The organism is Hymenobacter sp. HD11105, assembly GCF_054051685.1.
Map to the genome: position 1 here is coordinate 58,511 of NZ_JBSWBR010000004.1, position 24,275 is coordinate 82,785.

The 24,275-nt window shown below is 55.2% G+C and carries 18 protein-coding genes; 11 read left to right on the forward strand and 7 right to left on the reverse strand.

Annotated elements, in window-relative coordinates:
- Positions 1-43 precede the first annotated feature (43 nt).
- Together ACW9KT_RS13410 and ACW9KT_RS13415 are read right to left on the reverse strand one after the other, a co-directional pair.
- The gene (locus tag ACW9KT_RS13410; RefSeq protein WP_457081195.1) at positions 44-3,097 is read right to left on the reverse strand and encodes an amidohydrolase family protein; all 3,054 of its coding nucleotides are present in this window, start codon (positions 3,095-3,097) and stop codon (positions 44-46) included.
- A 166-nt stretch (positions 3,098-3,263) separates the two neighbouring features.
- A complete protein-coding gene (locus ACW9KT_RS13415; protein ID WP_457081197.1) occupies positions 3,264-4,523 on the reverse strand; it encodes a dipeptidase in 1,260 nt (419 codons plus the stop codon).
- A 173-nt stretch (positions 4,524-4,696) separates the two neighbouring features.
- Between ACW9KT_RS13415 and ACW9KT_RS13420 the strand changes: the two genes are divergently transcribed.
- Positions 4,697-4,918, forward strand: a complete 222-nt coding sequence (locus ACW9KT_RS13420; RefSeq protein ID WP_457081199.1) for a DUF2945 domain-containing protein — start codon at positions 4,697-4,699, stop codon at positions 4,916-4,918.
- 75 nt (positions 4,919-4,993) lie between these two features.
- On the opposite strand, the gene ACW9KT_RS13425 is transcribed toward ACW9KT_RS13420, so the two are convergent.
- A complete protein-coding gene (locus ACW9KT_RS13425; RefSeq protein WP_457081201.1) occupies positions 4,994-6,577 on the reverse strand; it encodes an amino acid permease in 1,584 nt (527 codons plus the stop codon).
- Positions 6,578-6,786: 209 nt separating this feature from the next.
- On the opposite strand from ACW9KT_RS13425, the gene ACW9KT_RS13430 reads away from it, so the two are divergent.
- The 4 genes from ACW9KT_RS13430 to ACW9KT_RS13445 all read left to right on the forward strand — a co-directional run bounded on the left by ACW9KT_RS13430 (position 6,787) and on the right by ACW9KT_RS13445 (position 13,862).
- On the forward strand, positions 6,787-7,191 hold the full coding sequence (locus tag ACW9KT_RS13430) for a hypothetical protein (RefSeq protein ID WP_457081202.1): 405 nt from the start codon (positions 6,787-6,789) through the stop codon (positions 7,189-7,191).
- Between the two features lie 318 nt (positions 7,192-7,509).
- Positions 7,510-8,889, forward strand: coding sequence for an MBL fold metallo-hydrolase (locus ACW9KT_RS13435; RefSeq protein ID WP_457081204.1), 1,380 nt, complete (start codon positions 7,510-7,512; stop codon positions 8,887-8,889).
- Positions 8,890-9,002: 113 nt separating this feature from the next.
- Positions 9,003-10,232 carry an exonuclease subunit SbcD gene (gene sbcD / locus ACW9KT_RS13440; RefSeq protein ID WP_457081206.1) on the forward strand — a complete coding sequence of 410 codons (1,230 nt, stop codon included), beginning with the start codon at positions 9,003-9,005 and terminating at the stop codon, positions 10,230-10,232.
- Positions 10,233-10,424: 192 nt separating this feature from the next.
- Positions 10,425-13,862, forward strand: a complete 3,438-nt coding sequence (locus ACW9KT_RS13445) for an AAA family ATPase (protein ID WP_457081208.1) — start codon at positions 10,425-10,427, stop codon at positions 13,860-13,862.
- 9 nt (positions 13,863-13,871) lie between these two features.
- On the opposite strand, the gene ACW9KT_RS13450 is transcribed toward ACW9KT_RS13445, so the two are convergent.
- Together ACW9KT_RS13450 and ACW9KT_RS13455 are read right to left on the reverse strand one after the other, a co-directional pair.
- Positions 13,872-14,936 (reverse strand): DUF6687 family protein, encoded by a 1,065-nt coding sequence (locus tag ACW9KT_RS13450; RefSeq protein ID WP_457081210.1) that lies wholly within the window; start codon positions 14,934-14,936, stop codon positions 13,872-13,874.
- A gap of 79 nt (positions 14,937-15,015) precedes the next feature.
- Entirely contained in the window at positions 15,016-15,336 is a 321-nt protein-coding gene (locus ACW9KT_RS13455; RefSeq protein ID WP_457081212.1) for an HNH endonuclease, read from the reverse strand.
- 279 nt (positions 15,337-15,615) lie between these two features.
- On the opposite strand from ACW9KT_RS13455, the gene ACW9KT_RS13460 reads away from it, so the two are divergent.
- From ACW9KT_RS13460 to ACW9KT_RS13480, 5 genes are all read left to right on the forward strand, one after another.
- Positions 15,616-16,065 (forward strand): hypothetical protein, encoded by a 450-nt coding sequence (locus ACW9KT_RS13460; RefSeq protein ID WP_457081213.1) that lies wholly within the window; start codon positions 15,616-15,618, stop codon positions 16,063-16,065.
- 192 nt (positions 16,066-16,257) lie between these two features.
- Positions 16,258-16,566: a thioredoxin gene (gene trxA, locus ACW9KT_RS13465; protein WP_457081215.1), complete on the forward strand. Its 309-nt coding sequence runs from the start codon at positions 16,258-16,260 to the stop codon at positions 16,564-16,566.
- A 384-nt stretch (positions 16,567-16,950) separates the two neighbouring features.
- Positions 16,951-19,302: a TonB-dependent receptor gene (locus tag ACW9KT_RS13470; protein ID WP_457081217.1), complete on the forward strand. Its 2,352-nt coding sequence runs from the start codon at positions 16,951-16,953 to the stop codon at positions 19,300-19,302.
- A 19-nt stretch (positions 19,303-19,321) separates the two neighbouring features.
- Positions 19,322-20,167 carry a DUF4249 domain-containing protein gene (locus tag ACW9KT_RS13475; RefSeq protein ID WP_457081219.1) on the forward strand — a complete coding sequence of 282 codons (846 nt, stop codon included), beginning with the start codon at positions 19,322-19,324 and terminating at the stop codon, positions 20,165-20,167.
- A gap of 88 nt (positions 20,168-20,255) precedes the next feature.
- On the forward strand, positions 20,256-20,705 hold the full coding sequence (locus ACW9KT_RS13480) for a hypothetical protein (protein ID WP_457081221.1): 450 nt from the start codon (positions 20,256-20,258) through the stop codon (positions 20,703-20,705).
- A 91-nt stretch (positions 20,706-20,796) separates the two neighbouring features.
- Here the strand turns inward: ACW9KT_RS13480 and ACW9KT_RS13485 are convergent, their stop codons facing one another.
- Positions 20,797-21,639, reverse strand: a complete 843-nt coding sequence (locus ACW9KT_RS13485; RefSeq protein ID WP_457081223.1) for a purine-nucleoside phosphorylase — start codon at positions 21,637-21,639, stop codon at positions 20,797-20,799.
- 47 nt (positions 21,640-21,686) lie between these two features.
- Between ACW9KT_RS13485 and ACW9KT_RS13490 the strand changes: the two genes are divergently transcribed.
- Positions 21,687-22,436 carry a PKD domain-containing protein gene (locus ACW9KT_RS13490; protein WP_457081225.1) on the forward strand — a complete coding sequence of 250 codons (750 nt, stop codon included), beginning with the start codon at positions 21,687-21,689 and terminating at the stop codon, positions 22,434-22,436.
- A 75-nt stretch (positions 22,437-22,511) separates the two neighbouring features.
- Here ACW9KT_RS13490 and sppA read toward each other — a convergent pair whose 3' ends face one another.
- Positions 22,512-24,272 carry a signal peptide peptidase SppA gene (gene sppA / locus ACW9KT_RS13495; protein ID WP_457081227.1) on the reverse strand — a complete coding sequence of 587 codons (1,761 nt, stop codon included), beginning with the start codon at positions 24,270-24,272 and terminating at the stop codon, positions 22,512-22,514.
- Positions 24,273-24,275 lie beyond the last annotated feature (3 nt).

Here is a 24,275-nt window from a genome sequence, read left to right on the forward strand (position 1 = left end):
AGTATCAGTTCCCCTTCTCTGCTGAGCAGGGTAGTTTGACATGCTACTTATCTAATTCCTTCTCCTCCCCTATTGTGTCGCAGTGGAAATGGCCGTTGGCCTTGGCTACGGGGTTTTGGGTGGGAGCACCACTTTTCTTGGCAGCGAGCATTTTCTGCACGATGCGCAGGCGCTCCTTTTCCATATCTGCGCGCATAGCCTTGTCCGACTCCAGGTCGAACATCTGACGGCCATCGACGAAGGTGCGCTCGGCGTGGGCGTAGATGCTGAGCGGGTGGGCACTCCACAGCACCACGTCGGCATCTTTGCCTTCCTTGATGCTGCCCATCTTATTATCAACGTGGAGCATTTTAGCAGGGTTGATGGTAACCAGCTTCAGGGCTTCCTCTTCCGATAAGCCGCCGTACTTCACTGTTTTGGCGGCTTCCTGATTAAGGCGGCGGCTCATTTCAGCGTCGTCGGAGTTGATGGCGACGTTCAGTCCGGCGTCGTGCATGATGGCGGCGTTGTAGGGAATAGCGTCGCGCACTTCGTTTTTGTAGCCCCACCAGTCGGCGAAGGTGCTGGCGGCGGCTCCGTGGGCCTTCATTTTGTCGGCCACTTTGTACCCTTCCAGAATGTGGGTGAAGGTGTTCACCTTGAAGCCCAGGCGGTCAGCCACGTTGATGAGCATGTTGATTTCGCTCTGCACGTAGCTGTGGCAGGTGATGAAGCGCTTATTATTCAAGATTTCGACCAGCGCGTCCAGCTCCAGATCGCGGCGCGGGGCTTCGGCTTTTTTCTGCTTGCCTTTGCCAAGCTTATTATAAGCCGCCCACTCCTTTTCGTACTCCTTAGCCCGCGTGAAGGCATCAACAAACACCTGCTCCACGCCCATACGCGACTGCGGGAAGCGCAGCACATTGGCCTCACCCCAGTTCGACTGCTTCACATTTTCGCCCAGCGCAAACTTGATAAAGCCGTCGGCGCCCGCCACTTTCAAGTCTTCGGCCGCGGCACCCCAACGGAGCTTAATCAGCTGAGATTGCCCCCCGATGGGGTTGGCGGAGCCGTGCAGCAGTTGGGTCGCCGTTACGCCCCCGGCCAGGTCGCGGTACAGGTCCACGTCTTCCGGGTCGAGCACGTCGCCGATGCGCACTTCGGAGGTTACGGCCTGAGTGCCTTCGTTTACGCCGCCGGTTACGGCAATATGGGAGTGCTCGTCGATGATGCCGGGCGTGAGGTGCTTGCCGGTACCGTCGATTACGCGGGCATCTTTGGAGGAGAGGTTCTTGCCAATTTTTGAAATTTTGCCCCCCACGAGCAGTACGTCGGTGCCTTCCAGTTTACCCGCGGCTTCGCTGGTCCAGACGGTGGCATTTTTGATCAATACTGTTTCCTGCTGGGGCATGGCCGCGCGGCCGTAAGCCGTGAACGGATAGAGTATAGCGCCTAGCTGTACCACTTCGGCAGCTTTGGCCGAGTCGCGCTTGGCGGCCTGGCTGGCTACCTCCTGGCGCTTGGCCGACCACTTCACGCGGGAAGCATCAGGCAGCTGGCCATCGCCCTGAAATTGCCGGGTTTCGGGGGTGTAGTAGCCGCTGAGGCGCACGGCGGTGGTTTTGTCTTTGGGCGTAGGGTTGTACACAATGGTAGCCAGGTCGCCCTGCACCGAAATTGCCCCCCGCACGGTGTCTTTAGGCGCTACAGCAATCTTTAGCTCGGGCGCCTCGGGCTTGCCAGCCAGCAGCATTTGCACGGCCGGCCGGTTACCGACTTGTAGGGTATACACGCCGCGGTAGTCGGCGGGTAAATTCGTGAGTTGGTACCGCTCTCCCTGTACCCAATTATCGAGCATTACATTATCCTCGGCAAACAGGCGGTTGGAGCACACCAGGAAGTTAGCGGTCAGGCCGGGCTTCAGGCTGCCTACTTTGTCTTGGGCTTTTACCAGCTCGGCGGGCGTAGCGGTGAGGGCGCGCAGGGCCTGCTCCTCAGTCAGACCGTATTGAATGGCCTTGCGCAGGTTGGGCAGGAATTTCTTCTTATCCTTTAAGTCACTGGCCGACAAGGCAATCGGAACGCCGGCCTTGGCAAGCAATCCGGCATTGGCAGGGGCCATTTCCCAGTGCTTCAACTCTTCTAGCGAGATGCGCGAGGCGTCGTACACGTCGTCCACGTTGTAGGCATCGGGGAAGTTGAGGCTCAGAATAAAAGGCGCGCCGGTGGCCTTGATGTCGGCCACGCGCTGGTACTCATCGCCGCGACCTTTGATGATGTACTGGGTTTTGAACTCGTCGCCGAGCTTATCGGCGCGCAAAGCGTTCATCTTGTCGCTTACCTGGAATATCTGGGGCAAGCCGCGCTGTTGCTGCAAAGCTCTGAGCGACAGGTTCTGCTCCTTACCAGGATTGCGCTGATTCCACTCGGCGTCGAGGTAAGTTTGGCGCAGCAAGGCAATACTACCCATCAGTGAGCCCGGATAATCCTGGGTGCTGGTGCCTTTGTCGAAGGAAAAGCCAGTGGCGGCGCGGTCGGTGAGAATTACGTCCGTTTCGCGGCGGTTGGTGGTGGCCAGCGTTACGAGGGCCGCCGTGCCGCGGGCAATGCCGTCGGGCTGCTGGGTAAGCACGGCCCCGAAGCCCAGCTTGCGGTAAGCGTCGGCCTGCTCGTCGTTTACTTTGAACTCACTGGCGGCGTCGGTTTCGGGGTGAATGGCCTGGTTCCAATCGTAGGCGCCTACCTTTTTGCTCTCAAACTGGGGACCCACGCGACGATTAGCGCGCACGGGCGCGGGCACCTCCGGCACGCCGTAGCTGGTGGCAAGATCCACGAAGCCGGGATAGATATATTTGCCTTTTAGGTCCTGCACCACAGCGCCGGCCGGAATCTTCACATTGGTTCCCACCGCCTCCACTTTGCCATCCCGAATAAGCAGGGTCGCGTCGGTGAGCTTGGTTTTGTAATCGGTGAAGATGGTGGCGTGAGTGAAGGCGTACAGGCCGGGCCGTTGGTCGTACACGCCATTGCGGGGATAGGTACTGGGTTGAGCAACCGCGCCGAGACCGACGAGCAGCAGCCCACCCACTAGCCCCAAACGGGGAATAGAGGTTTGCATGAAGGGTTTTGGGTTGAGAAGAAACAAAGAAGCAGATCAGCCCGCGAGAAAGCAGGCAGTATTTCAAATGTAGATAATTAGCGCTTGGCGCTGAAACCCGGGACCGAGCTATTTAGAAGGAAGTCGCAGATTAGCTAGTTGTGTGACCTCGCCCTCGAATATCACTTCATGGAGCCGCAGCTATTGGTGCGCGCTTGCCTTTATCCACCGCGTCCATCACCCGAAACAGGTTACCACCCCAGATCTTAGCCAAATCGCGGCGCGAGTAGCCCCGGCGCAGCAGTTCCTCCGTCAGGGCGGGAAAGTCGCCTACGTCGCGCAGGCCGGCGAGCGTGCTGCCCCCATCGAAGTCGGAGCCAATGCCTACGTGGTTGATGCCGGCTACTTTCACGGCGTGGTCAATCTGATTCGCGGCATCCTGAAGGGTCGCTAGGGGTACCGGAAATTGCTTCTGTAGCTGGCTTAGTTCAGACAAAGCCTGTTTCTGGTCTTCGGCCGGCAGGCCGTACACATTTAAAGAAGTTTTTATCTGCCATTTGGCGAAGAAAGCCTGCTCGGCCGCCACTCGTTCGGGCGATTTAGCCTCCGTTTTCACATAGGGACTGTAAAAGTTAATCTGAATCACGCCACCATTGCGGGCCAGGGCGCGTAGCATGTCGTCGGAGAGGTTACGGGGCACATCAGCCAGGGCGCGGCAACTGGAATGCGACGCAATAACCGGCACCCGCGACAATCGCAGCACATCGTAAAAAGTGGAATCCGAAGTGTGCGAAACATCGACCATCATACCCAAACGGTTCATTTCGGCTATTACCTGCTCTCCAAATGAACTCAAACCTTGGTATTCTGGGCCCTTAGGATCGGTGGCGGAGTCACAGATTTCGTTGTTGGAGGAATGGCAGAGCGTAAGGTAGCGCACGCCTTGCTTGTAGTACGCTTGCAATTGGCTTAGGTCGCGGCCTATGGGATAGCCGTTTTCCATACCAATGAAAATAGCCCGCTTACCATCTTTGCCGGCCCGGCGGGCGGCTTCGGGTGTGGTAACTAACGCAAGATCTTTGGGATGAGAAGTTACGGCAGTTTGAATGCCCTCGAACATGGCCTGCGCCCGTTGCCGAGTGGCTTCCGTACCTTCTGGGGTGCGCGGGCCCTGCCCCATGTATACCACCCAAAAAGCAGCATCGAGGCCGCCGCGGCGCATTTTGGGCAAATCGACCTGGGCCGAGTCGGGGTCGTGGTCGTGGGTAAGGTCGAAGCCGGGGCTGAGCAGGCTGTTGTCGGGGGTATCTTGGTGAGTGTCGACGGTGAAAAGCCGCTCGTGTATAGTACGTGCCTGGGCTGATTGCTTAGGCTTTGTCTGGGCAGTAACCGGGCCAGCAAGGCCTATTGCTAGCAAAAGCAACGCGGTGCGGTAATAGTGGAGCATAAACGAGGTGCGCTAGGGAGGATTAGCGCCTAAAGTAGTTATTAATTATGGCCGCCAACACAGGCTTGCAGCGCTTCGCAAACATCTCCTTTACCCCACCTGCGTTTCCTGTAACATTGTGCTAGCTGCCTCAGTACATGCTTTATACAACTCAGCACTAACCACCCCATCCCATGCGCAAAGGCACCACCGTCACCTGGAAATATGGCACTGGCACCGCCAGCGGCAAAATAGAGGAAGTCCATAAGGAGTCCATCACCAAAAAAATCAAGGGCAGCGACATCACCCGCAATGGTACAGCTGACAATCCGGCTTTCGTGATTGTGCAGGAAAACGGCGATAAGGTCGTAAAGCTGCAAAGCGAAGTAACAGCCTCCGCTGACAAGAAAAAGTAGCTCGAAGAAGCGTGCTTTCATGAAAAAAGCCCCCCAGAACTTCTCTGGGGGGCTTTTCTATATGATACAGACAGTTTACAAGTTGTCTTTATCAGGCTCGATGAATGCTTGCTCTTCCATCTCTTTCGGCACTACTACAATGCCTTGCTGCAATTTGCTGTTGCGCTGTCCGTAAATGAAGTACACGATGAAGCCGAGAATCATCCAGCCCATTGCTACTTTCAGGGTGAACAGGTCGAGGGCCAAAATCATGCCTACGCATACCACAATGCCCATAATCGGCACGAAGGGGAAGATAGGCGACGAGAGCGGCGCGCGGAACGGACGATGCTGGGCTGGATCGGAGCGGCGCATAATCCAGACGCCCGCCGACACTAGCACGAAGGCCAACAGCGTACCAAACGAGGTCAGGTCACCGGCCAAAGAGCCCGGTACGAAGGCTGCGAAACCACCCACGAACACCAGCAGCGCCAGGTTAGACTTGTAAGGGGTGCGGAACTTAGGGTGCAGTTCGGAGAAGGCTTTCGGCATTAGACCGTCGTTGGCCATCGAGAAGAATACGCGGCTCTGGCCCATAAGCATTACCAGAATTACGGAAGAGAAACCGGCCAGAATGGCGACAGTTACGGCCGTAGCCAGCCACTCGTAGCCGGGCATGTGCTGCGCAATAGCATAGGTTACGGAGGCCTCACCGCCTAGTGCTGGGTCGGCAAATTCGCGCCAGTTGGCTACGCCTGTCAGCACGTGACCGAAAAGAATATAAAGAATGGTACACACGGCCAATGAGCCTAGAATACCGATAGGCATATCACGCTTAGGGTTCTTTGCTTCCTGCGCTGCCGTACTCACCGCATCGAAGCCGATGAAGGCAAAGAACACGATAGCTGCGCCACCCAAGATACCGCCCCAGCCGTGTTTATTCCAGGCGGTGTACTCGCGCACGACGGTGCCGGCCGCGTTTTTCACTGGCTCAGCATTCTCAGGAATCAGGTAAGGCGTATGGTTGGCGGGCTCAATGAACTGCCAGCCCACAGCAATAAAAATCAATACGATAGCTACTTTCACCACCACAATGATAGCGTTGAAAGCTGCTGATTCCTGGGTGCCTTTGATCAGCAGCAGCGACAAGGCTACGATAACCAACAGCGCCGGCAGGTTGATCAGGCCGTGTTCGGTTACGCCGTTTACCACAGAGCTTTCAAAGGGCGAGTGACTTAGATTGTAGGGTATACTGGTCCCAAACTCCTCCAAAAGCTTGTTCAAATATTCACTCCAGGCAATCGATACGGTGGCCGCGCCCAAGGCGTATTCCATAATCAAAGCCCAACCGATAATCCAGGCTACAAACTCGCCCATGGTGGTGTAGGCATAGGTGTAAGCCGAACCGGCAATCGGAATCATGGCCGCAAACTCGGCGTAGCACAAACCCGCGAAGGCGCAACCAATAGCGGCCACGATGAAGGCCAGCGTCACGCCAGGGCCCGAGGCCTGCGCCGCCGCTGCCGCCGTGCGCACAAACAAACCAGCTCCGATAATAGCGCCGATGCCCAGCGCCATCAGGTTCAGGGCACCTAGGGTACGCTTCAGCGTGCCTTCGCCGGAGGTATTCGCTTCTCCCAGCAACTGAGCCAGGGGTTTTTTGGCGAAAATATTTGCCATAGAAAATGAAAAAGAGGAAAGGTAGAAGGTGAGAATGGAGTAAAAAGAGGCACTAGCGGCCCCGAAATGCGGCTGCGTGGCCCGAATATAGGCGATTATCCGGTTCAGGTAGCACAGGGAGGCCTAATATGTCCTCGCTACAGTCCAATTAAACCTTAGCCCGGCACCTATATCCAAGCAGCAGAATTTCACCCACAGACTCTCCTTTTATGAAAAAGATGCTCATCCTGCTCGCCGCTTTCACCCTGACTGCCGGCGCAGCTAACGCCCAAACCTCTGCTCCTACACCTGCCCCGATTCGCATTGACCGCGACCAAGTAGGCAACAAAACCCCGGAGCAGCGCGCCGAAGCCCGCACCCAGCAGCTGGCCAAATCACTCAGCCTGACTGCCGAGCAAACGGAAAAGGTGCGCCAGCTAAATCTGGCGCAGGCTAAAGAAATGCAAGCCGTACGCACGAAAAACGCGGCCAACCGCGAGGAAGCCAAAGCCGCCCGCGACCGGCACGATGCCCAGCTCAAAGCCATCCTTTCGGCTGACCAGTACACCAAGTACGACCAGCAGCGCACCGAGCGTATTAACAAGCGCAAAGACCGGATGAAAGCCCGCGGCTAGGTTCAACAATGAGGCTCAAAAAAAGCCCCCCAGTCAGTTGGCTGGGGGGCTTTTTTGAGCCCTTGAAAATGCCAGTTACGGTTGAGTAGCAAGGGTGCACACCGGGCTATAAAAGCTCGTCCGAGCAGGATGTTACACTTAATTTAACAAAGTAGATACTTGACTCTCATTTGTTTACTACCTAAACTTAGGTTGGATATTCGTCGTTTCTCCTTGAGAAGGGCTACTCCTTGTTATATTTGAAAATGAGCGCTGGCTTAACCAGTCAGCCGCACCCCAACTATCTGGTGCGTCGCCTCGCCACCACAACCTACCACCATGAGCCCCTTGCCTAGTAGTACCGGGTCGGTACAAATTCAACAGTTTTATGATAAGGGCCTTGCCCACGCTAGCTACGTTATTCGCTCCGGTCGCCAAGTAGCCATCATTGATCCGGCCCGCGACCCGCAACCTTACTACGATTTCGCCGACGAGCACGAGGCCACTATCGTGGCTGTTATTGAGACGCATCCGCACGCCGATTTTGTCTCCTCTCACCTCGAAATAGCCGAGGAAACCGACGCCACCATTTATTGCAGCAAGCTGGTAAAGGCAGCTTACCCACACAAGTCCTTCGACGACGGCGACCGTATCACCCTCGGTACCGTGGAGCTGCACGCCATTAATACCCCTGGTCACTCGCCCGACAGCATTTCCGTTTTGCTGATGGATGAGTTGGGCCAAACCCGCGCCGTATTCACCGGCGACACTCTATTCGTGGGCGATGTAGGCCGCCCCGACCTGCGCGAGGATGAAAACGTAGGTGGCCACAAGCGCGAAGAGCTAGCAGGCCAGCTTTACCACAGCACCCGCGAAAAGCTGATGACATTGCCCCCCAACACGCGAGTATACCCAGCTCACGGCCCTGGCTCACTCTGCGGAAAAACAACCAGCACCGACCTGGACAGCAGCATTGGCAAAGAGCTAAAAACCAACTACGCCCTGCAACCCATGTCGCAGGAGGAGTTTATCAAAGTTCTGCTCGAAGATCAGCCCTTTGTACCCAAGTATTTTGGGCATGATGTCGTGCTGAACCGCCTGGGTGCTCAGCCCTTTGAGGATAGTGTGCGGGCCGTGCCGCGCCTGCCCTCGGGAACGACTCTAGAACCCGGCGTATTGATAATCGATACCCGGCCGGCTGCTCAGTTTCGGGCTGGCCACTTGCCTGGCGCGATCAATTTGATGGACGGGGGCAAGTTTGAAACCTGGCTGGGCTCAATGGTAGGCCCCAAAGAGAAGTTTTACTTGCTGGCCGACTCTCAGATTGCCCTGGACACCGTTATTCGCAAAGCCGCCAAAATAGGCTACGAAACCAACATTCTGGGTGCCATGCTCACTCCGGCTCAGCTGCCCGCCACCAGCCCCGAGCTTGACCTGACTCGCGTACGTGAGCGGCCCGAGGAGTTCACCATCGTTGACATCCGCAACCGCGCCGAAACACAACAGTCTATCTTCCCCGATGCTCTAAAGATCCCGCTGCCCGAGTTGCGCGAGCGGGTCCAGGAAGTACCCACCGAAAAGCCAATTCTGGTGCATTGCGCTGGGGGTTACCGCTCAGCGGCTGGCAGCAGCATTTTGCAAGCCGCTTTGCCGGGCGTCGAGGTAGTAGATTTGGGTGAAGCCGTGACGGAGTTCCAGTCGCAGACGGTGCACCATTAGTCGGTTTTCGCCAACAAACGCGGAGGTGAGCAGGGGCCGTTTTGGAGCCCGCTGCGCGCCTCCGCGTTTTTGCGTTGTGGGAACCTGCGCATTGCGCTTTATCTTTGATGTCTATGCGTGTACTACATACCGCCGATTGGCACCTGGGTCAACGGTTTAGTAATGGTGGCTACGAGCGCACCGAGGAGCATCGGCACTTTTTAAGCTGGCTGGTCGAAACCATCCAAACCCAAAAGGTAGAAGTGCTGGTCGTGGCCGGCGACATTTTCGATACGAGCTCGCCCTCCAATGCGGCCTTGGAGCTGTACTATTCCTTTTTGCTGCAAATGCAGGCTACTGGCTGCCGCGATATTGTGGTAGTGGGTGGCAACCACGACTCTCCGGCTACGCTCAATGCCCCGGCCCGCTTACTCCGCCACCTGCGCGTGCACGTGGTCGGCTGCGTGCCCGATTGCTTTGAGGATCAGGTAATCGTGCTCGATACCGCCGACGGCAAGCCCGGCCTCGTAGTGTGCGCCATCCCCTTCCTGCGCGACCGTGACGTGCGCTTGTCCGTGCCCGGTGAGGCGGCCGAGGAGCGCGAAGCTCGCATTCGCCAAGGCATTGCTGACCACTACGCCCGCACCTCTGAAGTAGAGATGGTGTGGCAACTGAAAGCGGCTGGCGTGCCCGTGCTGGCTACCGGCCACCTATACGCGGCTGGCGCTATGGCTTCCGATTCGGAGCGCACCATTCACGTAGGCAACCTAGGCCAGGTCACAGCCGACCATTTTCCTACGGTGTTTGATTATGTGGCCTTGGGTCACTTGCACCGCCCCCAGCGCGTGGGTGGGCGCGAGCATATTCGCTATTCTGGCTCCCCTATTCCGCTGTCTTTTTCGGAAATAGACCATCCGAAGGAAGTACTGCTGCTAGAATTTGCCCCCCAGAGCCTCACCATCGAAGCTTTGCCCGTGCCCAGCGCTCGGCGGCTGGTGCGCTTTCACGGCCCCTTAGATGAAGTGCTAGTACGCTTGGCCGCCTACGACAACACCGGCTACCAGCTCCCGGCCTGGGCCGATGTAGAAGTCCGCTCCGAGCTCTCGCAGCTGGAAGTAGCCGAGCAGCTGCTGGCCGTCATTACCCAGCTCGACCGCACCCAGTTGGAAGTTTTAGCCCGCCGTCATTTCCGCATGCTTACCCTCCGGCCCCTCGGTGACGAGCCCGAACCCCTCACCCGTAGCCTCCACGACTTTACCGAGCGCGAAGTATTCGAAAAACGCTTGGAAGAAGAACCAGAAGAAGCGCGCACGGAGTTATTGGGCGCGTTTGATGAGTTGATGGAACTGATGCGGCAAGGGTAGCAGAAGAGCGTACTGCCCACACTACAAAAGGCTGCATTAAAAAGTAGACGTTTTTACAAAAACGTCATGCAGAGCACAGCGAAGCATCTCGCATGCTGATGCCAGATTACTAATCTTACTACCGCTGGCGAGATGCTTCGCTGTGCTTTGCATGACAGCTGGTTGACTGTCTGATATTGGTTTTATAAGTACATGAAAATACTCCGCGTCCGTTTTTCCAATCTTAACTCGCTGCGCGGACAGCACGAAATAGACTTCAGTCATTCGCCTCTCTCCGACGCGGGCCTTTTCGCTATTACTGGTCCCACAGGAGCTGGCAAGACCACTATTCTTGACGCTATTACGCTGGCTTTGTATGGGCAGGTGCCCCGCCACGAGGGTGGGGTGGAGCAAGTCATGAGCCACGGCACTGGTGAGAGTTGGGCGGAGGTAGAATTTCAAGTGAATGGGCGCCGCTACCGCTCGAAGTGGGGTCAATACCGAGCCCGCAAAAAAGCCGAGGGCAAGCTCCAGGATTCGCGTATGGAGCTCAGCGAGGAACCCACCTCACCCACCGACGCACCCGAGGATAATTGGCCCATCATTGAGAGCTACAAATCCAAGGTGCCAGCCCGGGTAGCGGAGCTAAGCGGCCTGGATTATCGGCAGTTTCTGCGCTCGGTACTGCTGGCACAAGGCGAGTTTACGCGATTTTTGAAGTCGAGTCCCGGCGAGCGGGCTCAGTTGCTGGAGAAGATTACCGACACGCGCAAGTACTCGGATATTTCGGTTTTTGCTTTCAGAAAAGCCAAGGAGGAGGCTCAGCAGGTAGAAACTCTGCGCGCGGGTTTGGCGGGCGTTACGCTATTATCGAATGAGGAAGTAGCAGCGCTGGCAGCCGAAATGACCAGTATTGAGCAACAGGTACAAGTCAGCACGGCCACCCAGCAACAGTTGCAGGAAGCACAAGCCTGGCTCACGAAGCTGGCCGACCTTGCTACCCGACAGCAACGTGCTGAAGCGACACTTACTTCCCTTGCCACCGAAGCCGAGAGCTTGGCCCCTCTGCGCCAGCGCCTTACCGCCCACGAGCAAGCACTGCCCTTTCGCACACCCTGGGAGCTGCTGCAAGCTGCTGATACGCGCTTGCAGCGCTTCCAGCTGGAAGCGCTGCAAGCGCGGGAGCAGCGCCCGCGCTTGCAGCAGCAACTAGATGCTGTGCATGCAAGTCGGGCTACGGCACACCAGGCCCAAAAAGAGGCTGTTGCGGCTCAGGAAGCGCAAGAGCCCAAGCTGCGTGAGGCAGAAAAGCTGGATGCCGTTCTGCAAACCGAAGAAGCTCAGCTCGCCAAGGAAAAGCATGAATACGAGCAGCGCAACGAGCAGTGCAAGCGCCAAAAAGCAGAATACGAGCAGGCCACGAGTCAGGTAAGTCGCCTAGGTGAGCAGCTCACGGAATTGGCGGCCTGGCTTGCCCAGCACGCCCGCCGCATCGACTTACCCGAAATTCGTCCCCAGCTAAACGGCCACCTCGAAGACCTGGCCGACGTAGACCGGGAGTTGCTGGAGCTAACTACTCAGCACAAAGCCCAGACTGCGGCCCTGCACCAAGCTCAGCAAGTGGGAATTCAGGCCACTACTCACCAAGCCGAAGCCGAAAAGCAAGCCGCCGACTTAGCCGAAGCCCAACGGCAAACGGAAGCCGAGCGCGACACCTGGCTTGCCCGCTTGCAGCAATTCGTAATTGGCTTACAGGACCAGCACGCGACGCAGGACAAACACCTGACCGATCTGCGCTTGCTTATCCAAGCCCAGCAGCTGATTTTAAGCCATGAGGAAGCCCGTCACTATTTGACGGCTGGGGAGCCGTGCCCCTTGTGCGGGGCCACTGAGCACCCGTTTGCCCTGGGCGCCCTTGCCGTTAGCGCTGACTCTTTGCAGCACAATAAGGATCGGGAAGAAGCCTTAGGCCAGCAAGTGCGTAATCTGAACGGGCGCGTGCAAAAGCTACTAACCGCTATAGGCATGCTGGAGAATGCTGGGGGGCAAATATTATTGGCAGAAAACGCCCCCCAACTACCTCTTTCCACGGAAGAGGAAGAAATGGCGCCTAAGCAAGCTCGCACCCTGGCGCAACGACTGCGTGAGTTACAGGAGCAGCGCCACGCGGCCACCGTGCGTCGCACCCAGGCCCACGGCGAGCAGCAACTAGCCAGTCAGCAGCAGCGCCAAGCCCAGGAGGAGCTGACAAAACTAGCGGCGAAGCTGGAAGATGCTCGCGACAGGGCGCCTAAAATTCGGGAGCAGGTGACGAGCATGCTGGCGTACTTTCAGCTCACGTTTACGGGTGATAATGGGCCAGCTTTAGTCAAGCAGTTGGAAGACCTTACCACGGAGTATGAGCAGCACAAAGAGCTACGCAACAAGGCCGAAAACCAGCGCATCGCCGCCCAGGCCCAGAGTGAAGAACTCAAAAAAGCGCTGACTGAAACCCAAGCCTGGCTCACCACACGCAAGGCCGAGCTGACCCGCCACCACGAGGCCATTCAGGAGCAGCGGCGGCAGCGGCGGGAGTTTTTCGCCGAGGCCGATGTTGCCCAGGCGCGCCGAGAGCTAGCCAACGAGGTAAAAGCCCGCACTGAGGCCTACGAGCGCAGCCACCAGACCTTTTGTGAGCACGAAAGCCAGCTTGCGCGCGCCGATGAGAAATTGCGCCAGCTGGAGCAGGAAGCAGCCCGCGAGCAGCAGGAGCGCGACCAGCTCTACACCACGATGGTAGCTGATTTGCAAGCCGCCAATTTGCCCCCCAATCCGGTCGAGTTGGGCACTCGCCTCCTCCCCGACTCCGAAGCGCGCCGTCTCGCCGAGCAGCTTCAATCGCACGAGCGCGCCCTGCTTACCACCCAAAGCGCTCTTACTGAGGCTCAACAGCAGCTAGCAGTAGAGCAAACCCGCGCCCTCACTACTGAGCCCATAGAAATGATACGAGAGCAGCTGCGCGCGGCGGAGCGGGATTTGGCGGAGCTGCACCAGCAGCTAGGGCAGCGGCGGCAGCGTCTCCACGACCATCATCAGGGCTTGGAGCGCCACGCCGAATTGGCCGCCACCCTGGAAAAACAGCAACAGGAAGCCCGACGCTGGCGGCAGTTGGCAGAACTGATCGGCTCGGCCGACGGCAAGAAATTCAGTGAGTTTGCCCAGGGCCTCACCCTCACGCGCCTCACAGAGTTGGCCAACCGTCACCTCAATCGCCTCACCGACCGCTACCGCATCACGCGCAATCCCCAGGAGTACTTGGACTTACTGGTTGTGGACCACTATCAGGCGGACAGCACCCGCTCTATGAATTCACTTTCAGGGGGTGAAAGCTTTCTAGTGAGTCTGGCCCTGGCACTGGGCTTATCGGAGCTGGCGGGCCACAAAACTCAGATCGAAACGCTGTTTATTGACGAAGGCTTCGGCACTCTGGATGCTGATGCACTGGAAGTGGCACTTACCGCCCTTGAAATTCTGCAAGGCACGGGAAAAATGATCGGCATCATCTCGCACGTAGAAGCCCTGAAGGAGCGCGTAAGCACCCAAATCAACGTGCGCAAAGGTGTAGGGGGCATTAGTACCTTGCGGGTTGTCGGGTTCGGGGAGAGTGAGTAGCGCGGCTTTTTACTCCGTGCTGCCCACCGCTTTCATCTCGGCCCAAGTCCAGTAGCCGTGGGGCTCAATGCCGGCATACCTCTGCCGAAAAAATGCCACGACTTCCTTTTCTAGCGTTTCAGCATTGATAGAAGATGTTTCAATTGGGCGTTGGTAGGGGTCGGCGTAGCGCTGCGCTTTGCTAAGCTTTTTGCCCCCCAGGCGCAGCAGTGGCCCCGTGTCCGTGATGGCATCGAAAACCCAGGTGCTGGGGGGCATTTCTTGGCTACTGAGGCGGGCGGCCAAACCGTTTAGCGGCAGGCGCGGCAGCGTGGGGCGCGACTCCAAGTCAATCCAGGTTGTGTATTTGTATTCCAACTCATAGCGCTTACCGCTGTAGCAGCTTAGCACTATATCAAAGCCAGCACTTAGGCCAAATAAGGCGTAGTAAGGCAGTGGCTCGGGCGTGTGCACCACGATTAAACCTAACTCGGGGTAGCGAACAAGACGCGTTTCGGGGCTCTGCATTATCTCGATGGCGCGCTGCACTCGCGTGTATTCGGGCTCCCAAGCGGCGCGGCCCTGCTCCGGGTTTTCCAAGATTTCCCCAAAGGCGGGCAGAAACCAGGCGAATTTCTCTGCTGAAGCTTCTGCTTCACTACGCTTCAGCACTGGGGCGCCGAAGGGCGGGTAAAACAGCTCTTTTTCTTTGGCATTGAGCCAGCACACCAGCTTTAGCGCGTCATCGGCCAGCGGATTGTTCCAGTCCAGTTCCCGAAAATCACCGAGAATGGCTACGAGGCGTAGTAGCGGCTCGTGACGCAGAGCTTGCTCCGGATTGAGCAAACTCCACACCCCCACGAACCCATCGACGTCGAAGTGGTTGGCGCTGACGGCTGCTACCTCCAAGCCGGGTGTGTGCGGGGCGCGCAGAGCACGTAACACGGAGCCGGCGCTGGTATCGTCGCGCAGGGCTATGGGTGTAGCTGCGCCGCGCCAGTGCGCCAGTACTAACGAGGCCCGTAAACCGGTGCTGTCGACTAAAATAGTAGGCTGCTGACGGGCTTCAGCAAAAGGAACAAAATGGTGTGGCAAAGGTGAAGTGTAGTTTGCGAAACGGTGAAATGGCAAAAGTCCTGTTACTACTACGCAAACAAACAACAAACTCCCTACCTCACCTTTTCTTACGACGGTTAGAGATATGCTCTACTCGGCTGCGGCGTACCCAATGCAGATATTTTTGCAGCTCTTCAGCGCCGCGTAGCGCCTCAACAGTAGCGTAATTCTTAGCCAACTCCCGATTGGTTAGCAGCAAGTGAATAGTGCTGTGGCATGGCTGACACAAAGCTACCGTGGGGCCATGGCGACCACCTTCCTCCCGCGGTACCAAGTGATGACGCGAGACATGGCGTACGTGCCGCTCGCATAGTTCACATTGCACGTCCGAGCCACCAGCGGAACTCTCAGGATAATTTTCGAATCGGCGGCGAGGCATAAAATGCAATAATGTAAGAAGTTGGCCCGATGATAGCAGTAAGATGTAGGAGACCAGATATTCAACAAATAAAGCTTTGCACAGAAGGGTCTGCTCAAATAAATTCTATATTCGGTTTTAGTGACTTAGTGCATAAGCTGACCGTTTACACGTTTTAAATGCTTTCAACAAGCACTTGAGACAATATTAAATCAACCAGACTTTAATTGAAGTTCAAACTTTCCTAAGAATAATTCAACCATAACTTTTACTGTTTTTTTCACTTTCACTTCTTTCCCTATGCAAACTCTTACTCTTCGCTTACCACGTCGCTTTGCACTTTTGCTGAAAGTAGCGGGCTTCTTTCTTGCTCTAATTGTTCTGGCGCCAACTAAAGCGCACGCCCAAACATGGCTCGTTTCGACTGATGCCTACATTAAAATTGGGGTAATGGATAAGTTTGGTCAATTGGGTACCTATAACGCTACTTTCGTGGTGACGGATCAAACGTCGGGCAAAGAGTATCTGCTGACGAAAGAAGTGGAAAAGGGCAAAAATGGTATTGACGTGCTGTTTCCGTCCGAGCCTTCCGAGGCCGAGTATTTCAAAACAGAGAAAGGTGAAGCTGCTCGGCAGATGCCTGGCAAGTATGCCTGGGAGTGCCGCGTAGGCGGAAAACGAGTTGTGGGAGGCCGTTTTGAGCTTCCAGCGGTGGCGAATGATGTAACCGTAGTGGAGAACCGCAAATAATTCGCTTTTTTTGCTTTCTCCTTTTCTCACTTAGTACTAGCCCGGCGTTGCAGCGCCGGGCTTTTTTTATGGGCCTAGAGAACGTGGGCGTTTCTTTTCGGCAGCGGCTACGTATTAGCAGAGTAAAGCTGGGGGCATTTGGCCCGGCTGGCTGTTAGGTTTTAATGGTTCAACTTCCTCTCGACTCAACTTATGCCCAAGAAATCATTTGCCGAACTTATTAGTAGCCCTGGCATGCCGGTGTTAGTGGACTTTTACGCCGACTGGTGCGGCCCTTGCAAAACGATGGCGCCGATTCTGGAGCAGGTTGCCAACCAGCATCAGGGCAAGGTTAAAGTCATTAAAGTAGACGTGGATAAGAATCCAGCGGCGGCTCAGCAGTTTAGGGTGCAGGGTATTCCCACACTTATTCTGTTTCATAAAGGCCAGCCCATATGGCGTCAATCGGGTGTGGTGCCCGCCCAGCAGCTCAGCCAGGCCATTGGGTCGGTTATTCACTAAGAGGTTGATTCAAGCTAGCCTTTCTGATGACGGGCGACAGAAGAGAGATTGAGTTCTACGACTTGTGTTGAACAGTACTAAAACTGAGCGGACAACAAGACGCAGAATTCGGTCTCTCTTCTGCGTTTTAGCTATTTAAGCTCACTTCAGCGGGGTAATTTTGCCCCCCAGCTGCCCTTTGTTCGTTCTATTTGTTATTCGGCTGCTGCCTGCCTCGGTTTGCTATGTAGGTGGCGTGCGGAAGAGGTTTGCCCCAACGGCGGCGAGCTAGCACCAAAACATTTGAGAACCATAAGCTTTATATTCGTGAGTTGCTTTAGTCTTTCTATTCCGAATGTTTGTCCCCTCGCATAGCACATTTCTATTTCTGTTCGTTGTCTGACTATGCGTAGAGTAGTACTTTCTGTTCCCTTCCTTCTTCTATTTTTTATCCTGTGCACGTTTCCCGCACTGACTTGGGCCCAGGCTACGGTTACGCTGAGCGGCTACGTGCGCGCCGCCTCCGACCAAGGCGTTTTGCCCGGCGCTTCCGTGGCCGTCCCGGCCCTGAATACCGGCGTCACGGCCGATGAGAAAGGGTTTTATTCGCTTCCCTTACCCGCTGGCCGCCACGAATTGGTCATCACCTTTATCGGCTATCAAAACCTCACGCGGGAAGTAAATCTGGCGCGTACCCAGCGCATTTCCTTTACGCTAACGGAGGCTGCCAACGAGCTAGGCGAAGTAGTAGTGGAAGGCTCCGGCACCTTGCAGCAGAAGCTGCAAACCACTCAAATGAGCCTGGAGCGCCTCACTACCCGCGAAGCAAAGCTGCTGCCAGCCCTATTTGGTGAAGTCGATTTGCTGAAAACCCTGCAGCTTAAGCCCGGCGTGCAGAACGGCGGCGAGGGTACCAGTGGCCTTTTTGTGCGCGGCGGCTCCTCCGACCAGAACCTGTTTTTGCTGGATGAGGCTGTGGTGTATAACCCCTCGCATTTATTCGGCCTGTTTTCGGTGTTCAATCCGGATGCCGTTCAGAGCGTAGATCTGTATAAAGGTGGCTTCCCGGCGCAGTTTGGGGGGCGTTTATCGTCGGTGGTCGATGTAAAGCTGCGCGAAGGCAACACCCACAAGATAGGCGTGAGCGGTGGACTCGGCTTGATTTCATCACGCTTGACTGTAGAAGGCCCTATTGTGAAAGATAAAGGCTCTTTTATCGTATCGGGCCGGCGCACTTACTTTGATGTATTTACACGGCAGGTTAACCGCCTCAATGCCGACGATCCGGAATTCAACCCTATTCCTGACTATTACTTCGCCGACTATAACGCCAAAGCCAACTACAAACTCGGCGACAAAGACCAGATTTTCCTGACTGGCTACTACGGCCGCGACGTGTTTGGTTTTAATAGCGCGAACGGCTTCAACTTCGATTTCACTTGGGGCAACACAGTTGGCGCCCTGCGCTGGAACCACGTATTCTCACCCAAGCTGTTTGTAAATACCACGGCCTCCTTCACGCGCTATCAGTATGAAGTGAGCAATAAGCTGGATGAGTTCAGCTTTAACCTGTCGTCGGATATTCGGGATGTAGCCCTGCGCACCGATTTTGAGTATCAGGCCAATGACCGGCACACGCTTAAGTTTGGCGCTAGTGCTACCAACCACGTTTTTGGCGTAGGCCGGCTCCAGGCGGGTAGCGAAGACGGCCGCCTTGGCTTCGGTTCCGACGTGAATTACAAGGGCCAGGAAGCTGCCCTTTACGCCAGCGACAATTTTCAGCCCAGCGAGAAGCTTCAGCTGGAATACGGCCTGCGCGCTACTGGCTTTCAGAGCGGCTCCGACAGCTACGGCGGCCTGGAGCCCCGAGCCGCGGCGCGCTATTCGCTCACGCCCAACACCTCACTCAAGGCCAGTTATGCCCTCATGTACCAGTACGTGCACCTGGTCACGAACTCCGGCGCCTCCTTGCCTACTGATATCTGGTACCCTTCGCGCGAGTCGGTGAAGCCGCAGCGCTCTCAGCAAGTGGCTACAGGGGTCAGCTTTTTGTTGGGTGGAGGGAAGTTTTTGCTGACCAACGAAGTGTATTACAAATGGGCCCAAAACCAGATCGACTTTCGCGACGGCGCGCAGCTGTTTGTAAATCCTGATTTGGATGCAGAGTTTCTGTTTGGCAAAGGCTGGAGCTACGGCAATGAGCTATACCTGGAAAAGAAAACCGGCCGCACCACCGGCTGGGTGGGCTATACCCTAGCCTGGAGCAAGCGCCGCTTTCCGCCCCAGCGCGGCACAACAGGCATCAACAATGGCGCTGACTTCTACCCCACTTATGACCGTCGCCATAACCTAACGGTAGTGCTCTTGCACCAACTCACGGAGCGCCTAAACCTGACAGGCTCTTTTGTATACAGCTCCGGTGCGCCTACCACGCTACCCCAAGGGCGGTTTGTGTTTCAGGAAATATTTGGCGCCGAGCCCGTGGCTGTGCCCATTTATCCCGACCGCAACACGTACCGCCTAGCCCCCTACCACCGCCTCGATTTGGGTGTAGTGTGGCGGCTCAAGCCTAACCGTTGGTTTGATGAGTCGGATTTGACTTTTAGCGTATACAACTCCTACAATCGTCGCAATCCCTACTTCGTGTATTTTGATCAGGTAAAGGACCCCGAAACGGACGTTGTGACGGGCTATCGCGCTCGGCAGGTGTCACTGTTCCCGGTTATTCCGTCCGTGACGTATAACTTCAAATTCTGACCGCCACGCTGCTTTACTTATGATTCATTCCCTGAAAAATAGTCTGACGTACGGTGTGTGGCAGTTACTGCTGCTCGGGGTGCTGCTGGGGGCTACGAGCTGCGATAATTTGCAGAAAGATATTGACGTGGTGCTCCCCGTGGCGCCACCTCAGCTGGTGGTCGAGTGTTACTTAGAGCCCAACCAGCGGCCCCAGCTGACGGTAAGCGAAACGGTGCCTTACCTGTCGTCGCCCGTTCCAAAAGTGCCGGAAGATGTGGTGGTAACTATCACCGGCCCTAACCGGCAGCGCGAGGTCATGACCTATGATCCGGGCTTCAATTTTCTGACGGGCAAAGTGTACACCCATCGGGGTCGTAGCCGACTAGTTATTCGGCCCGGCGACGAGTTTACCCTGGAAGCCCGCGACACGAAAGGCCGCCTCGTGACGGGTACCGCCCGCATGCCCGCAGTGGTGCCGATTGATACCGTAGAATTCAAATTTAATGATCGGCCCGTGCGGGAGGCCTATGTTATCACCCGATTTCGCGACCCACTCCAAACCCTTGATTACTATCGGTTTCAAGTACACCGCGACAGTATTTCCCAAGAGCCCGAAATTGATTACAGCATTGAAGACCGCCTCAATGAAGGCAAGGAAATCACGCTCGGCACCAGTTATATCTTCGATCCTGGCGACTCGCTTATCGTGACCCTTTATCACTTGGATCAGCCTTACTACCAGTTTCTGCAATCGACTGAGAATGCGCGCAATGCAAACGGAAACCCCTTCGGCCAACCCGCCGCTATCCAATCCACGGTGCAGGGTGGCATAGGCGTATTCACCATTCTGAGCTACCAGCGACAATCGCTAACTATCCGGTGACCTATATTTTGAGCCAGCATGCAACTAGTGGATCTATAACAGATATCTTCAAGGCATCTATCCACTTTAATTGCTGATACTGATGCTTATGCGCCGCTCTTATTCTTATGTTTTAACTCTTGTTGTCTCATTTATTCTGGCTGGTATGGTCACTAGCTGCGAGAAAGCTTGTGGCTGTAGCCCGATGCCTGCATTGGGCATGACAGAAACCGAATTATCCCGCACATGGCGGCTAGATGAAATTAGCAAAGCAGGACAAGTCACTAGTAGCGGCAGTGCTATCAAAGACCGCTATACGCTCACCTTTCAAGGTCAGGGCAACTATACTCAAAAGTTGCTGACAACTGGCGACGAATTTACGGGTACCTGGAAATTGACTAATTCTGGTCATACCCTCGACCTGATAGATCATAAGGGAGCTCCTCAGACGTACGAAATAAGAGGCAACAAACCCAGTGGAGGCCCATCCAATCAAATTTCTCTTATCCGAGAGATTCAAGGGCAACCAGAATCGAAAGTTTTCAACCTTGTGCCTTAAGGAAATTCTCTTGCAATTCTCACCCCTATTACCTTAAAAAAAGCCCCCCAGAGATATTCTGGGGGCTTTATTATTAACATCAATTAGACATTTATTGACGCTCCACTACCGCCCGTATCAGGGCCGTAAGGCGGGGCTCGGCGGCAGCGGCGGCGCGCAGAATGTCGGCAATGTCTACTTTCTTGAGCTTACCGGGCGAGCACAGATCGGTGATGACAGAAATGGCCAGCACAGGCAGATCCATCTGGCGGGCAGCAATTACTTCAGGCACTGTACTCATGCCCACCGCATCGGCTCCGATGGTGCGTAGGTAGCGGTATTCGGCGGGCGTTTCGAGCATAGGGCCGGGCAGGCTAGCGTAGATGCCGCGGCGCACGTAGTTGGTGAAGCCCAAATCGTGGACCGCGCGCTGGGCCTGGGCCAGCAGCGTGCGGTCGTAGGGCTCCAGCATATCGGGAAAGCGCGGGCCCAGCTCATCTAGGTTCGGCCCGATAAGCGGATTGGTAGGTTGTAAGTTCAGGTGGTCTTCTATGAGCATTAGGTCGCTCATGGCAAAGTCGGGGTTGAGCCCACCGGCGGCGTTGCTTACAAATAGCTTCTGGATGCCCAGTAGCTTCATCACGCGCACCGGGAACACCACTTGCTGCATAGTGTAGCCCTCGTAATAATGGAAGCGCCCTTGCATCACGAGCACCCGCCGACCGGCCAAAATGCCCCCCAGCAGCTTTCCTGAATGGCTCTCGACGGTTGAAACCGGAAAGTGCGGCAAGTCGGCATAGGAAAACTCGTGCTGAATTTCCAGCTCCTTCACTAGCGCTCCCAAACCGGTGCCGAGGATGATACCGAATTCAGGTTGAAACTCGCCGAACTGGTGGCGTATGTGGTCAGCGGCTTCGCGCAATTGCGCAGTTTGTTGGGCGGCAGTAATATTCATAGGGGCAAATTAAGCACACAAAGCAATGTAAATGAGTAGTAGTATTAATGGTAGAAAAGAAAGAACAAACCCTAAAAAGTATTACTTTCGATATATTCTTAAATATTTATATGAAATACACGAATCTATTCACTGGCTTGCTGCTAAGTACCGGAGCAATCTTACTTAGTTGTGAAAAAGAAAAAAGTACCCCGTCAATAGACTTTACTTATACGGGTACTCTTCAAAACTTTACTCCTATCCAGTTCTCCGCTAGCCGCCAGGATATCAGCAGCTACGAGTGGAATTTTGGTGACGGCAGTACCTCCACTGAGGCAAATCCAGCGCATACTTTCCGGCGTGCGGGCAATTACACTGTCACGTTAAGCACGCCTCAAATGGCTGATGTCACTAAAAGCAAAACTATTACCCTAGCTCAGGCCGATACTACCGCTCTGATTAGGGCAAAAGCTGTAGGCCAATATTACTGTAATAAGATTATCGTATCCTACTGGAATTCTGGCGTTGACCTACGTAAGAAGCGCTTACCAGAGACTACTTTAAATGTTGTAGCTGTGGGACCAGATTTGATTAAGGTAAGACACCAGACTTTGTATTTGTTTGGTGTCTTCACACAGCAGTGGCCTTTTTCAAGTGAAGGATCCTACTATTACTTTACCGATTACACCCGAGACGTAATACGATACTTTGGTGAGTTTCGCGTGAAAGCAAACGGAGATAGTTTAATCTATAGAAACAAGATTCAGTTTCCAAGCCGCGCACCTGATACAATTTGGTATTGTCGGAGGCTTCCTTAAGTAGATACGACCACAAGTAAACAAGAAAGGGCCAGTTATTTGCTGGCCCTTTCTTATTCTTGTCTTTGACAGTAATTACTCAATCCGCATTTCGAATGGCATGCGCGCTTGCACGCCTTGCAGCTTCGTGAGCTTCTGATACTGCTCGTACATAGGATACAGCGGGCCTAGCTCCTGCTTCACGAGCTGCTGCCGTGCTTCCATACCAAAGCTGTTGAAGATATTCTCCACGAAGGTTTTCTGGCGGGGCAGGCTTTGCAGGCGATAATCGCCCTCATCCAGCTTGGCGCGGCGAGCGGCAATGCGCAGCGCATCCTCGAACGAGCCCAGCACATCCACGAGGCCACGCTCCTTAGCTTCCGAGCCTGACCATACCCGACCGGAGGCATAGCCGCGCAGCTTCTCAACAGGCATATTGCGGCCTTTGGCGGCTTTGGTGGTGAAGTCGGCGTAGATGCGGTTTACTTCTTCCTGTAGCTGCTGCTGCTCGTAGGCAGTGAGTGGGCGCGTGATGGTGGGCAAATCCGAGAACTTGCCGGTAGTTACGCGGTCGGTGGTAATGCCGAGCTTATCGCGCAGCAAGGGCTGAATATTAGGCAGCACGCCAAACACGCCAATGCTGCCCGTGATGGTATTTGGATGCGCTACGATGGTGTCGCAGGCCATGGCAATAAAATAACCCCCCGAAGCCGCTACATCTGACATAGAGCACACGATGGGCTTTACTTTTTTGGTGAGCACCACTTCGCGATAAATAATATCGGAGGCCAGCGACGAGCCGCCAGGCGAGTTGACACGCAACACCACGGCCTTCACCTTGTCGTCGAGGCGGGCTTGGCGGATAGCCTCGGCGAAGCGGGTACTGCCGATATCGGTGTTGCCGCCCTTGCCGGTCACGATGTCGCCATCGGCATAAATAACAGCAATACGATTGGCGCTACTGCCCTCTGTATCTCCTTCGCCTCGCTGGTAAGTGCTCAGGCTTATTAAACCAAGTTTCTCATCTTCTTCTAAGCCCACTTTCTTTTTCATGAAGTTCAGAGCTTGATCGTAGTAACCTACATTGGTAACTAAGCCCAAACGCTTGGCATCGTTGGCGTTGTGTACTAGCATGGAGTCAGAAATCACGCGCAGACGGGCGGGCGCAATGCGGCGGGCCTTCGCTACGTGGCCGAGCATGAAGTCGTTCATCGAATTCAGGAACGACGAAGTTTGCAGCCGCGCTGAGTCCGACATGCTATCTCGGAAATACGGCTCTACGGCGCTCTTAAACGAGCCTACCCGGAAGATATACGGCTCGATGCCCAGCTTTTCGAAGAGGTTTTTGTAGTAATACGTCTCCGAGCTCAAGCCATTAAACTCCAGCGTGCCTTGCGGATTCAAGTAGATTCGATCAGCTATGGAAGCCAAGTAATAGCTTTTCTCCGACGACAAATCGTTGTAAGCCACTACGAATTTGCCCGACTTCTTAAAGTCCAGCAGCTCGTTGCGAATTTCTTCCAGCGTGGCCATACCGGCCTGCACTAGCTCCACATTCAGGAAAATGCCTTTGATATTATCGTCTTTTTTAGCTCGCCGAATGGCTTCTTTTATTTGCACCAGGCCACTGCTGGCGCTACTGCCGCCGCCCAGCAAGCTGCCCAACGACTCCGGGTTTTCGCGCTCCGAAATGGGCTGGTCGAGCTTGAGCTCCAGCACCGAGTTTTTGGCTACCTCGATCTCGCTATCGGAGCTCGCCGCTGCCATGAGCACGCCCAGCAGCAGCAAAAACCCAAGAAAGGCAAAGGCTGTAAGGCCCACGAGGGTAGCCAATACATATTTTAAAAACTGTCTCATTGA